The organism is Mycobacterium sp. UM_WGJ, assembly GCF_000455125.1.
Lineage (GTDB): Bacteria > Actinomycetota > Actinomycetes > Mycobacteriales > Mycobacteriaceae > Mycobacterium.
Map to the genome: position 1 here is coordinate 107,281 of NZ_AUWR01000002.1, position 12,840 is coordinate 120,120.

11 protein-coding genes and 1 tRNA gene are annotated in these 12,840 nt (G+C 67.5%); 5 read left to right on the top strand and 7 right to left on the bottom strand.

The window, feature by feature from the left end; genetic code table 11:
- Positions 1–44 precede the first annotated feature (44 nt).
- The 3 genes from N416_RS0100965 (at position 45) to N416_RS0100975 (ending at position 3,142) form a co-directional block, all read left to right on the top strand.
- Positions 45–830: a class II aldolase/adducin family protein gene (locus tag N416_RS0100965; RefSeq protein WP_024440269.1), complete on the top strand. Its 786-nt coding sequence runs from the start codon at positions 45–47 to the stop codon at positions 828–830.
- 72 nt (positions 831–902) lie between these two features.
- Entirely contained in the window at positions 903–2,171 is a 1,269-nt protein-coding gene (locus N416_RS0100970) for an amidohydrolase family protein (RefSeq protein ID WP_024440270.1), read from the top strand.
- Between the two features lie 2 nt (positions 2,172–2,173).
- Positions 2,174–3,142 (top strand): D-2-hydroxyacid dehydrogenase family protein, encoded by a 969-nt coding sequence (locus N416_RS0100975; protein WP_196805086.1) that lies wholly within the window; start codon positions 2,174–2,176, stop codon positions 3,140–3,142.
- A gap of 837 nt (positions 3,143–3,979) precedes the next feature.
- Here the strand turns inward: N416_RS0100975 and N416_RS0100985 are convergent.
- The 5 genes from N416_RS0100985 to N416_RS0101005 all read right to left on the bottom strand — a co-directional run bounded on the left by N416_RS0100985 (position 3,980) and on the right by N416_RS0101005 (position 8,731).
- A tRNA-Ala gene (locus tag N416_RS0100985) sits at positions 3,980–4,052 on the bottom strand.
- Positions 4,053–4,124: 72 nt separating this feature from the next.
- Positions 4,125–4,574: a GreA/GreB family elongation factor gene (locus tag N416_RS0100990; protein WP_024440272.1), complete on the bottom strand. Its 450-nt coding sequence runs from the start codon at positions 4,572–4,574 to the stop codon at positions 4,125–4,127.
- Between the two features lie 56 nt (positions 4,575–4,630).
- On the bottom strand, positions 4,631–5,887 hold the full coding sequence (locus N416_RS0100995; protein WP_024440273.1) for an FAD-binding oxidoreductase: 1,257 nt from the start codon (positions 5,885–5,887) through the stop codon (positions 4,631–4,633).
- Between the two features lie 59 nt (positions 5,888–5,946).
- Entirely contained in the window at positions 5,947–7,497 is a 1,551-nt protein-coding gene (locus N416_RS0101000; RefSeq protein ID WP_024440274.1) for a CdaR family transcriptional regulator, read from the bottom strand.
- Positions 7,379–8,731 (bottom strand): MFS transporter, encoded by a 1,353-nt coding sequence (locus N416_RS0101005; RefSeq protein WP_024440275.1) that lies wholly within the window; start codon positions 8,729–8,731, stop codon positions 7,379–7,381. Before N416_RS0101005 ends, N416_RS0101000 begins: the two co-directional genes overlap by 119 nt.
- Positions 8,732–8,780: 49 nt before the next feature.
- Between N416_RS0101005 and N416_RS21175 the strand changes: the two genes are divergently transcribed.
- A complete protein-coding gene (locus tag N416_RS21175; RefSeq protein WP_024440276.1) occupies positions 8,781–9,302 on the top strand; it encodes a hypothetical protein in 522 nt (173 codons plus the stop codon).
- A 1-nt stretch (position 9,303) separates the two neighbouring features.
- Here the strand turns inward: N416_RS21175 and N416_RS0101015 are convergent, their stop codons facing one another.
- On the bottom strand, positions 9,304–9,672 hold the full coding sequence (locus N416_RS0101015; protein ID WP_024440277.1) for a DUF488 domain-containing protein: 369 nt from the start codon (positions 9,670–9,672) through the stop codon (positions 9,304–9,306).
- A gap of 130 nt (positions 9,673–9,802) precedes the next feature.
- On the opposite strand from N416_RS0101015, the gene N416_RS0101020 reads away from it, so the two are divergent.
- Positions 9,803–11,149: a PPE family protein gene (locus tag N416_RS0101020; RefSeq protein ID WP_051190138.1), complete on the top strand. Its 1,347-nt coding sequence runs from the start codon at positions 9,803–9,805 to the stop codon at positions 11,147–11,149.
- Here N416_RS0101020 and N416_RS0101025 read toward each other — a convergent pair.
- Complete coding sequence (locus tag N416_RS0101025) at positions 11,146–12,666, bottom strand: aldehyde dehydrogenase family protein (protein WP_024440279.1); 1,521 nt, start codon at positions 12,664–12,666, stop codon at positions 11,146–11,148. The two genes, N416_RS0101020 and N416_RS0101025, sit on opposite strands and share 4 nt — an antisense overlap.
- Positions 12,667–12,840 lie beyond the last annotated feature (174 nt).

Here is a 12,840-nt window from a genome sequence, read left to right on the forward strand (position 1 = left end):
ACCGACTCCGTTGACGGGGCCCCTTATTTCCATATGATTTGTCCATGACGGAGTCCGTCGACCTCGAGTGCGCCCGTCCCGGCGGCTCGGCGGTCTGGTCGCCGTCGGTGGTTCCGCCGATCGGCGTCGAGCTGAGCAACACCCAGGCGCTGGCCATCGCGTTTCGCCATCTCGCCGATATCGGCTTCGCCGAGAACCTGGCCGGCCACATCACCTGGCAGCCCCCTGGCCAGACCGACATGCTGGTCAATCCGTGGGGCCTGTGGTGGGCCGAACTCACCGCCTCCGACATCTGCACCGTCGATGAGAACGGCGGAATCCTCACGGGCCGCTGGGATGTCACGCCCGCCATTCATATCCACACCGAACTGCACCGCTCCCGCCCCGACGCACGTGTGGTGGTCCACAACCACCCCTACTACGTGAGCCTGTTGGCGTCGCTGCAGACGCTGCCCGACCTGGTCCACCAGACCGGCTCGCTATTCCTCGATGACCTGTGCTTCGTCGAGGACTACGACGGCGAGGTGGACACCGTTTCGCGGGCCCGGGATCTGGCCGAGCGCATCGGCAACGCGAACCTGGCGATCCTGGCTTCGCACGGAGTGATCGCCACCGGACGGACCCTGGCAGAGGCGGTCTACCGGTCGGCCACCATCGAGCGGGTGTGCAAGCTGGCCTATCACGTCATGTTGACCGGCCGGACGCCCACGCCGATGAAGCGATCCGACATGGCCGGGATGCAGGCGTCGTTGATCGAACGCGCCGCCGACGTGTACTGGGCCGGCGCGGCCCGCATGACCATCAAGGCCGACCGGCATGTGCTCGACTGAGCCCCCACGGCGACCCGCTTCGCCCGACTCCACCGCGCTTGCGATCGCCTGGCCCGAAAACGAGGTTCATGGGTGAAATCGATCGACGAGCTCAGCTCTGACCTGAGCTTCACCACCGCCAAGGCCGGGGCGGAACGCACCGTGACCTTCCTGCCCGAACCGCCACGCGCACAACGGCGCTACACGGTGATCTCAGTGGACGACCACATCGTCGAACCGCCGGACACCTTCCTCGGCCGAGTGCCGCGCAAGCTGGCAGACCGGGCGCCGCGGGTGGTCGAGACCGACACCGGCGGCCAGACCTGGATGTATGACGGCCAATCGCTGCCCAACGTCGGGTTCAACGCCGTCGTGGGGCGTCCGGTGTCGGAGTACGGCTTCGAGCCGGCCAGATTCGACGAGATGCGCCGCGGCGCCTGGGATATTCACGCACGCATCAAGGACATGGACCTCAACGGCGTCTACGCCTCACTGAACTTTCCCTCCTTCCTACCCGGGTTCGCCGGCCAGCGCCTGCAGTTGACCACCGGCGACCGGGACCTGGCGCTGGCCTCGGTGCGGGCATGGAACGACTGGCACCATGAGGTGTGGGCCGGCTCCTACCCCGCCCGCATCATCGGCTGTCAGCTGCCCTGGCTGCTGGATCCCGAGGTCGGCGCTGCCATGATCTACGAGAACGCCGAACGAGGCTTTCGCGCCGTCACCTTCAGCGAGAATCCGGCCATGTTGGGGCTGCCGACCATTCACTCCGGGCATTGGGATCCGATGATCGCCGCCTGCGCGGAAACCGGCACCGTGATCAATCTGCACATCGGTTCGTCGGGTACCTCGCCGTCGACCACCGATGACGCGCCGCCCGACGTGGCGGGCGTCCTGTTCTTCGCCTACGCCATCTCCGCGGCGGTCGACTGGCTGTACTCCGGGTTGCCCAGCCGCTTCCCCGAATTGAAGATCTGTCTGTCCGAGGGCGGGATCGGCTGGGTCGCAGGGTTGTTGGACCGTCTCGACCACATGCTGAGCTACCACGACATGTACGGAACGTGGAAGGCGCTGGGCGAGAAGCTCTCCCCCGCCGAGGTGCTGCAGCGCAACTTCTGGTTCTGCGCGGTCGAGGATCAGTCGTCGTTCTGCCAGCACGAGCGCATCGGGACCGACCACATCCTGCTGGAAGCCGACTACCCGCACTGCGACTCGACATGGCCGAACACCCAGCGGGTGATCCACGAGGAGATCGGCACCCTGCCACCCGACGTAATCCGGAAGTTGACCTGGGAGAACGCCTCTCGCCTCTATCAACATCCGGTTCCCGAGGCGGTCCAGCACAACCCGGACGCGTTCTGAAGGTGGCCGCCTCCACGTCACCCCTGCGTATCGCGGTACTCGACGACTACCAGGGCATCGCCGACACGGTGGACTGGTCGCCCATCCCCCGGCCCGTGGATCTGCGGGCGATCCGCGAACACCACGCTCCCGGTGACGAACTGGTGGCCCACCTAGCCGACTGCGAGGTGGTGGTGGCGATGCGCGAACGCACGCCGATCGGCGCCGATCTGCTGTCCCGGCTGCCGGCGTTGAAGTTGCTGGTCACCACCGGGCCGTTCAACGCCGCCATCGACGTGGCCGCGGCCCACCGGCTCGGCATCACGGTGTGTGGGACGGGCGGCGCCATCACGCCGACTGTCGAACTCACCTGGGCGTTGATCCACGCCCTGCAACGTCATCTGCTCGTCGAGGACGCGGCGCTGCGGGCCGGGCGGTGGCAGCTGACCGTCGGCGCTGATCTGGCCGGTGCGACGCTCGGACTGGTGGGGCTGGGCCGCATCGGCCGGCTGGTCGCATCGGTGGGCCACGCCTACGGCATGCGGGTGACGGCGTGGAGCCCACACCTGACCCCAGCGCGGGCCGCCGAGGCGCAGGCGCAGTTGGTGGACCGGCGCCGTCTGTTCGAGAGCGCCGACGTGGTATCGATCCACATGGTGCTCTCCGAGACGACCCGCGGCCTCGTCGGCCGCGCCGAGCTGGCGGCGATGAAATCCAGCGCGATCCTGGTCAACACCTCACGCGGCGGGTTGATCGATGAGGCGGCACTGATCGACGCACTGCGCACCCACCGGATCCGGGGGGCGGGCCTCGACGTCTACGACCAGGAGCCGCTGCCGGCCGGGCACCCGCTGACCACGCTGGACAACACCGTGCTGACCCCGCACCTGGGCTACGTGACCGAGAACTGCATGAACGTGTTTTATCGCGATATCGTCGACGACATCGCCGCTTACTGCGCCGGTACGCCACGTCGGCTGGTGAAACCGTAATCGCACCGTTCACACCGTTTCGAATAACAGCCTTTCGTAACAGTCCAGTCGCATTGAAATAACGGTTCTACAAATAAATTATCGTCGCACGATTTCGCAATGCCGCCGCAACAGAAAAGGTCCGCGAACACAAAGTTCGCGGACCCTTTTCTGGCACGTGCTATTTAGTGCCGCCAGCCAGACCGATCGGGGCGCTGATGGCGTCTGTCATCAATCCCGCGATCGGACTCGCCGCAGCGGCTCCGGCCGGCCCCGGCGCCACCAGCGGTACGGGCGGTGGCAATCCGGGGACCACCGGAATCGGGGCGATCGGGATCGGAGCCACCGGTCCAGGCAACCCCATCGGCACAGGACCAGCAAGAGTGGTCAGGTCAGCCGCAGCTGGCCCACAAGGCACCCCGGCCGCAGCCGCCAATGTCGCGTCGGCCGGCGCGGCAACCGGCGCGGCACCAGGCGCCGCCCCCTCGGCGGAGGAGAGAGCGACCACGCCACCCGCACACACCGGCCCCCCAAGGGGCAGGTGCACGACGGGAACAGCGCCCGCCTGACCGCTGAGAATCAACCCGCTTGCATAAAAGCCGATACCGGCGAATATCGCTTTACCGAGTCTCCCGAGGCTCTTCACGTAAACTCCGATGATTAGTAACCAGCCCCCCCGGACACGCAATCTTCTGACTGCAAAAGAACCGTATCACAGGCTTGTAAGTTACCGCGCCGACCAATTGACTCGTTAGCGTAACGATGCGGATCAGGCTTTGTGACTCTATGTTCACCAGGCGATCCGGTCCCCATTCTGCGCGATCAGCACAGAGTGAACCGGACACCCATCGAAATGAGTGGAGCTAAGGGGACTCGAACCCCTGACCCCCACACTGCCAGTGTGGTGCGCTACCAGCTGCGCCATAGCCCCGCGTTGTCGTGCTCATCGAAGCTACACCACAGCCGCACCAAGGTTCAAAACAGCTACTCAGTTGGCCTGCGTTCAGGCCGGATGCTGGGTCTGATGCAGTCCGTAGGGCACCGCGTCGAGCAGCGTCACCGTCACGTGGGCCCCGCTGGGCACCTGGTAACTGCGCTCCTCTCCCGGCCGGGCTCCGGTGATCGCCATGCCCAGCGGCGACTGCGGCGAGTAGACCTCCAACCCGCTCTGGTCGTCATCGCGCACCCCGAGCAGGAAGGTCTCGGTGTCTCCGTCGCTGTAGCGCACGGTGAGCACCATGCCGGGCTCGGCGACCCCGTCGTCCGGCGGGTCCTCTCCGACGACCGCGACCGCCAGCAGGTCGTGTATCTGGTGGATACGAGCTTGGCGAGCCTTTTGATCATTGATATCTTCACCGCCCGAAACATCCTGCGGTGCAGACAGTTCCGCCAGCTCCGCCAGCAGCCGGTCCTTGGCCTGCTGGGTCATCCAGACACCGTTCGTATCAGTCATCGACAGTTCTCCTTCACAACAGCACTTGGTTCGAAAAATTCACCGACCCGAGCGGGTCAGCGCAAGGGATCGAGTTCACGCAGCACGGCGGACTGCTTGCCGGTGGTGATCTGCTCGGCCAACAATCGGCCCGTCACCGGACCGTGCGTCATGCCCCACATGCCATGCCCACCGGCGACGTAAACGGTGCGCGAACACACCTCCCCCACCAGGGGCCGCCCGTCGGGGCTGACCGGGCGGGGACCCACCCACACGTCGGAGCGCTCATCCCAGCGGACACCGTCGAGCAGGGGGCGGGTGGCGGCGACGATGGCTTCGACGCGGGCCGGGACGACCGGGGCGTCGGGGTCGCCGAACTCCATGGTTCCGGCGACCCGAAGCCTGGCATTCAACGGCGTGCAGGCCACCCGGGCATCGGGCAGGTAGATCGGCCCGGTGACCGGCCCGTCGACCGGCACGGAGAAGGAGTAGCCCCGCCCGGCCCGCACCGGCACGCGGACCCAGCGCGCTGCCAGCCGCGACAGCCAGGCACCGCTGGCTATCACCGCCGCATCGGCTGTCAAAGTGGTGCCGTCGCTGCTGGTCACGGCCACCCCATCACCGCGGGGCGACACGTCGGCGACGTCGAGAACATGCAGGACGGCGCCGCGCTGCACCACCGTGCGCCCCAGCGCGGTCACGAACCGGCCGGGGTCGAGGAAGCGCTGGCCGTCGATCTGCACCCCGGCAGCGACCGCCGAGGACGCCAGCGGCACCCGCTCGGCCAGTGCGGCACCGGTCAGTTCGGTGCCGAACACCGGCTGGCCGGCCTCGGAGAACCGGCGCAACTCGTCGAGCAGTCGCTCGGCGTCAGCCGAGGTACGGAAGATCGCGGTGATGGGCGCATCGGTGACCGGGGCGTCTACCCCGTTGGCGAGCAGAACGTCATAGGCCTCAATGCATTCCGCGCTCAGAGGCGCGTTGGCCTGCACTGCGCGGCGCCAGGCCGCGGGACGACTGTTCGCCGCGAAGCGCGCCAAGAACGCCCACAGTGCCGGGCCGGCGTTGAGTGGCACCTGCAGCGGTGCGGACCGGCTCAGCAGGGACCTCAGCCCGAAACGCAGGTTGGCGGGTTCGTTAAGCGGAATCGCCAGTGCGGGGGAGATCCAGCCGGCGTTGCCCCACGAGGATCCGGCCGCCACCCCGACACGGTCGACCACCGTGACTTCAACACCGCGCTCCTGCAGAAACCAGGCGGTGGACAACCCGACGACGCCGGCGCCCACCACGATCACCGATCGTGGTGCGCCGTCGATTCGGTCGGGTGCACCCATCACTCCATGATGCGACTGTCCTCAGACACCCGGTTTAACCGAATCGCACAACAGCAGCGTCACTGTTTGTCGAGTTCCGACATGTCACCCGCCGCGAGCTCGATCATCGCCGCGAATCGGGTCCGCGGATCCTCCAACCCCAGTGGCGTCACCTCGGCCATCTTGCGCAGCCGGTAGCGGACTGTGTTCTCGTGCACGCCCAGCTGCTCAGCGGCCCGGGCCAAGTCGCCTTGGGCGTCGAGCCAAGCGCGCAGCGTGGACACATAGGGCGTGTGGTGGGCCGCGTCGTGGTGACGTAGCTCTGCGACCGGCCCGCGGGTGGGCACCCGCCCGGCTCGCGCCGCGGTGTGCAGCCGGCGCAGCACGACCTCGTCCCAGGACTCGTCGTAGGCCGGCGGAACGCTCCCGGGCGGGCCGGCTTCGTGCAGCGTGAGGCATTCCTCGGCCTCGCGGCGCGCGGCGGCCAGCTCGGTGACCGTGGCGACCGCACTGATCCCGGCCCACACGCTGGCGTGCGGTGGCAGGGCGCCGGCCAGGACTCGCAGCCACTGCCGAGCCGCGGCGGCGTCCGCAGCGGGCAGCAAGGTGTAGACAGTGTTGGCGGCCAGGGCGCTGCGACCTGGGCGTGACCACCCGAAGCCCGTGGTGACGGCCTCGAAAGCCAGCAGCAGCCCGGCGTGCGGTTGCGTGGCGATCCGGGTGTGCACGGCGATCACCCGCAACGAAGCCTGCGGCAGGCCCAGCCTGGCGACCAGGGCGACAGCATCGTCCGGCTCCGTCTGCTCATCCAAAAGTCTGGTTACCCAGTCGGATTCGACTTGCCGCTCCAGATCAGCACTGGCCCGTGACCGCAGCACGTGCAATGCCACCGTGCGAGCACCGTCGCCCAGTGCGGTCAGCTGGTCACCTTTCAACGGGCCCGGGCAGGCCACCCATACCGCGCCCAGCGTCTCCCGGCCGGCACGCACCGCCACCACCATGCGGCCGGTCAAGCCGTACTCGGGATCGGCCGCGACGAACAGCGGCTCGTCCTTGATATCCAAATGCGCTAATACGCCTTGCTTTTCGAACAACTCGCGAAGCGGCTCGGACTCCTGCCGGTTCAGGATTGTCGCCGACCGCGCCGGGTCGGCGTGCCGCTGTCCACGCGAGTAGGCCAGCACCCTGCCCAGCTGATCCTCGATGGTGACCGCACCGCCCACCGCTTCGGCGAGACTGTCGGCCACAGCGAAAAGATCCGTTGGCCCACGGCCCGACTCGGTCTCACGACCTTCGAGCACCAGTCCGTAGACCACCGCGGCCAACTCGCTCCAGGACACCGCTGCGTCCACCACCAGCACGGCAAGCGACTCACCCTCGCCCACGAACGAGGTCTTGTCGTCGACGTCGCGCACCAGAACCGCGACGGCCTTGGCGGCCACCGCCCAGCGCACCGCCTCCTTTACCGAGCGGGCGCCGACCGCCAACAGGACGTCGCCGACAACGACGCGCTCACCGGTCACCTCGTGCATCACGACACTGCTCAGCCGCGTCGTCCTCGGGATGGAGCAGAACCTCAGCCGAACCCCGTAGCTGCCCACCACGTTGACCAGCCGGTCCAGTGTCACCATCAACCGAGCCTAGCCAGGTCGCGTCGGCCAGCCCGCCGATCGGGTCGCTGTCCCTGGTCTCCGGTGCCCACAGCCACGTGAGCGCCGCCACCAGCAACACCGCACCGCTGACCGCAAAACCCCACTCGAAAGACATCCGCTCGGCGATCTGGCCGACCACAAACGAACCCACGATCGACCCGAAATCGGCCATCATCTGATAGGTCGCCACCGCCGTGCCCGCCCGGGCCTGGTTGCCGACCAAGTCGGAGATGACGGCTTGCTGCGGCGACCCGTAGATACCCGATGCCACCCCGGTCAGATACGCCACCACCAAGAACACCACCAGCGATGCGCTCGCGCCCAGCAAGACTGTCGTTACGCCCGACGCGGCCAGCCCGGCGATCAGCAGCCCCTTGCGACCGATCCGGTCGGAGAGCTGACCGCTGGGCAGTACCGCGCAGACGTTGCCGACCCCTACCACCGCCAGCGTCAGGCCGGCGAAGGCGGCACCGCGGCCCAGGACTTCGGTGACGAACAACGGCACCAACGCGACCCGCAGACCGAAGACCGACCAGCCGGTGGCGAAGTTCGCCAACAACGCTGAGCGGTACGCGCGATTGCCCAGCGCCGTCCGCACCGACACCGTCGGCCCCTCCGATTCGGCCGCTTCGGCCAGATGTGAGTGGCGCAGGCTGACGAAGACGCCGGTGGCCGTCACGATCAACACCGAACCGTAGAACAAGAACGGCGCGCTGAGGCCGAAACCTGCCGTCAGACTGCCCAACACCGGTCCGCCCACCGTGCCCAGCAGGAACGCAGTGGCAAACAACCCCGCGACTCGGCCGCGAGCGTCCTCCGGGCTGATCCGGATCATCAGGCCCACCGCGGCGATGAAGAACATCGTCGATCCGACGCCGCCGAGCGCACGGAAGAACAGCAACTGGCCGTAGTTCTGCACGAAGGCACAGGCCGTGGTCGACACCGAGACGATCAACAGGCCCGCCACGTACACCCAGCGCTCGCCCAGCCGTTGAATGAGCAGTCCGCTGACCGGCGCGAAGAGCAATCGTGTCAGCGCGAACGCGGTGATGAGGAATGTAGTCGCGGAGATGCTCACCCCGAAATGACGCGCATAGACCGGCAGTACCGGGGATACCAGTCCGTAGCCAAGCGCGATCAAGAAGTTCGCGACGAGCAGTACCCAGATCTCCCGCTGCAGCCGCGGTCGAGCGGCCGGAGAGTCTGAGGTCACCCGATAACTTTAGACAGCCTCGGTAATCTCTGACTCGGGAGGCTTGATCATGAACGATGCCGTCGACGCGCGCCCCGATCACCCGTCGCAGCGGCCGATTCCGGTGCAGCTGTGGGAGCAGTGGGGCGCGTTCAAACCGTTCGCGGTAGCCGGCGCCACCGCGATCGTGGTCGGTGGCGCGATAGCCGCCGCCATCGCGGCCCCGGCGCCCACCCGTCACGGGGTCTGGGCGGTGGCCTACCTGGTTCTGGTACTCGGGGCCGGCCAACTGGTGATCGGATCCGGCCAAGCACTGCTGCCGGCCACCTCGCCGTCACCTCGCGAAGCAACGCTGGGTGCCGCGGCGTTCAACCTGTCCGGCGCCGCCATCGTGGTCGGCGTCGTCACCGACCACGTCGCGGTGTTCTATGCGGGTTCTGGGCTGCTGTTCATCGTGCTGGCCTGGTGGCTCTACCGGGTTCGGCGCAGCACGCCTCGGGGTTGGGCCCTGCTCGCCTACCGGCTTTTCCTGGCGGCATTGGTGGTGAGCATTCCGATTGGGATGGCGATCACCACCGCGGGGCGCAGCTAGTTCACTGTCGGGCCAACAGCTTGGCCAACACCTCCGCGTGACTTCCCTCCACGTCCCGGCTCGCCGTCACCAGGGTGACAGTCTTCTTGCCGCGGGCCAGAGCGCGCAGGCCGGCGAACCCGGCGGCCCCCTTCGCGGTCTGCAGTTCGTCTTCGTAGCGGCTGACGAACTGGTCGAAACGCTCGGGCTGATGGTTGTACCAATGGCGCAGTTCGTTCGACGGCGCGGCGTCTTTGTACCAGTGCCCCACCCGCGGGTCGTCCTTGCGGAAGCCCCGCGGCCACAGCCGATCGACAAGGATCCGTTCACCATCCTCGGCACGGGGTTCGTCGTACACACGGGCGACCCGGAACGTGGTTTTGGGACTCATACCCCAGGTTATCGCCGGCGCACAGCGCCTGTCCGCCGCCGTTCTCATCACCCGCAACGCCGTCGAAGTTAGCTTAGGCAATGCTATCTTGACATTATTTACAGTTTCGCTCGTAGAAATTGGTGTCGGCGTGAACGGTAGTTGGATCGCATCTCCCCCGGAGGTGCATTCCGCGTTGTTGAGCAGCGGGCCCGGCCCCGGTGCCCTGCTGGCCTCCGCCGGTGCCTGGTCGGCGCTGAGCAGCGAATATTCTGCCGCGGCCGCTGAACTGATCGCCGTGCTGGGCGCCGTCGGGTCAGCGGCCTGGCACGGCCGGAGCGCCGCCAGCTACACCACGGCGCACGTGCCCTACCTGCAGTGGCTGACGCGCGCCAGCATCGACAGCGCCCGCACCGGCACCGAACACGAAGTCGTCGCCGCCGCCTACAACACCGCCCTGGCCGCCATGCCGACCATGGCAGAGCTGGCGCTCAACCACACCATTCACGGCGTGCTGACCGCCACGAACTTCTTTGGCATCAACACCATCCCGATCGCACTCAACGAGGCCGACTACGCCCGCATGTGGGTGCAGGCGGCCACCGTCATGGCGACCTACGAGGCGACGTCCGGCGCTGCCCTGGCGTCGCTGCCCGTCGCGGACCCCGCGCCGCCGATCCTGGCCGCCGACAACGGAACCGGTAACAACGACGACGAGCCGACGGATCCGATCGAGGAAGCCAACCGCTGGTTCTGGTTCATCTTCTGGAACATCGTGTTCTGGTCAACGCTCCTGTTCATCGTGACGATTCCAGTTCGGATCCCGATCGTGCTGCCGTTGCTGATCAACGCCATCAACGACTTCATCGCATCGATGCAGGTGCCACCGCCGGAGCCGGTCATCGAACAGCCCGCGCCACAGCCCGTCCCGATGCGGCGCCCGATCGTGGCCCGACCGGCCCATGAGCCGGTCGCCTTCGGCGTCGGTGTCGCGAGCGGTATCGCCGGTTCGGCGGGGACCTCCGCCGGCCCGGCAAACGCAGCGACCACCGGGCCGGCACTACCGGCAGGCGGCGCCGAGACGTTGGCCTATCTGGTGACCGGGGGCCACGCCGAAGGCTTCGGACCCAGCCTGACCGGCCGCGACCAGTCCAGGGCTCCAGCCGCCGGCGCTTCCGCGGCGGTCTCGGCTCGCGCGCCGGCAGCTCGCGCACCGCTGCGGTCGCGCCGGCGGCGCCGTGACCAGATCAAGGAATACGCCCACGCCACCATGACGCTGGGTGCCGCCGACGACTACGAAACGCCCGACGAGACAACGACACCCGCCTGCTCGGAATCCGGGGCAGGAGCACTGGGGTTCACCGGGACAGCTCAGCGAAGCGACGCGGGAGCAGCAGGACTGGCCCGGTTGCGCGGCAACGCTTTCGGAGCCGGCCCGGCGATACCGCTGTTGCCCGAGACTTGGGATCACGACTCTGACGAGCGGGCGCCCTCTTAGTCGCGTGTCCGCGAACCGAACCGACGCCGCCCTCGTGCTGCGAAGGCACGCATGGCCCCCAGTGCGATCGCCATCCGGCGTTTCGACGACGGGTACCACAGCAATTCGGACTTCTGAGTGGGCAGCCGCGGCGACGTAATCGCTTGCTGCCGACAATATTTGATGATTCCGGAAGCGCCACCGGCGCGGTAGCCGATGCCGGATTCTTTCCAGCCGCCCATCGGCAGCCCCGGACAGAAGACATTGACCAACGCGTCGTTGACGTTCACCGCGCCCACTTCCAGCCGACGCGCCAGCCGCTCGCCGCGGCGCCTATCGCCTGTCCACACCGTGGCCGACAATCCGTACGGTGAGTCGTTGGCCAGCCGGATGGCCTCGGTCTCGTCAGCGACCTTGATGACGGGCAGGGTCGGCCCGAAGGTCTCTTCGGTCATGCACGTCATGGACGAGTCGACGTCGGCGATCACGGTCGGGGCGAAGTAGGTTCCCACACCGGTCGCCTTGCCGCCTGCGACCACTCGAGCACCCGCGGCCGTCGCCTCGTCGACATGGCGTGCCACGATGTCGCGTTGCGCCGCGGTCGCCATGGCGCCGGTGTCCTTGTCCTGGCCCTGCTGCACGTCACCGACCCGGGCCGCCAGCTTGGCGACGAATTCGTCATAGACCGGCGCTTCGACGTAGACCCGCTCCACCGACACGCAGACCTGGCCGGAGTTGAACATCCCGCCCCACGCGATGCCGTTGGCGGCGCGGTCGAGGTCGGCGTCGGCCAACACGATCGCCGGGTCCTTACCGCCGAGCTCCAGACCGTAGGGAATCAACCGTTGCGCGCACGCCACCGCGACCTTGCGCCCGGTGGCCGTCGACCCGGTGAACTGCAGGAAGTCGGCGTGCTCGATCAGCGCCTGGCCGGTATCGCCGTAGCCGGTGGTCAGGCCGAGCACCGGCGGTGCACCGATCTCGGCCCAACCGCGCACGAACTCGACCGCCGACAGCGGCGTCACTTCGGAGGGTTTGAGCAGCACGGCCGCGCCGGCCGCCAAAGCCGGCGGAATGTCAAGGCCGGGCATCGCGAACGGGAAGTTCCACGGCGTGATGACCCCGACCAGCGGGTAGGGACGGTAGGCGGTGGTGAACCGCTTGACGCGATAGAGCGGGCTGTGCGCCTTGGGATGCCGGTCGGCGAGAAACTCCTTGGCGTTCTTGGCCCAGTAGCCGATGGCGTCTGCCGTGGCGACCGCCTCCACGCTGGCGTCGACGTGCGACTTCCCGGTCTCGGAGATCAACACCTCGGTGATGTGATCGGCGTGGTCCAGGATCCAGTCCTGCCAGGCCAACAACCACCGCTTGCGCCCGCTCGGCCCGAGCCCCTCCCACTCCGGTTGGGCTGAAATCAGTTGGGCTGCCTTGGCGGCCACCGTCTGGGGATCGTCGATCGGCACGGTGCCCGACACGGCCCCGGTAGCGGGGTTGTGCACGGTGATCATCGACTCGGCCCTGGATTGCACTGCGGTCATGTCGCGCTCCAATTCAGATCCTGCGGGGAGGCTGTGACCTCGCCGTAGGTGATCGTCGGTTGCTGCCTGGGAATTTGTCAAGGTCAACCGTCGCGGAAACTTTGCCCGAGGCGCCCGGAGTACAGGGAAATCCCTGTATCCGATCGGTGCGAAGTCGTGAATCCCCCCGGCGTG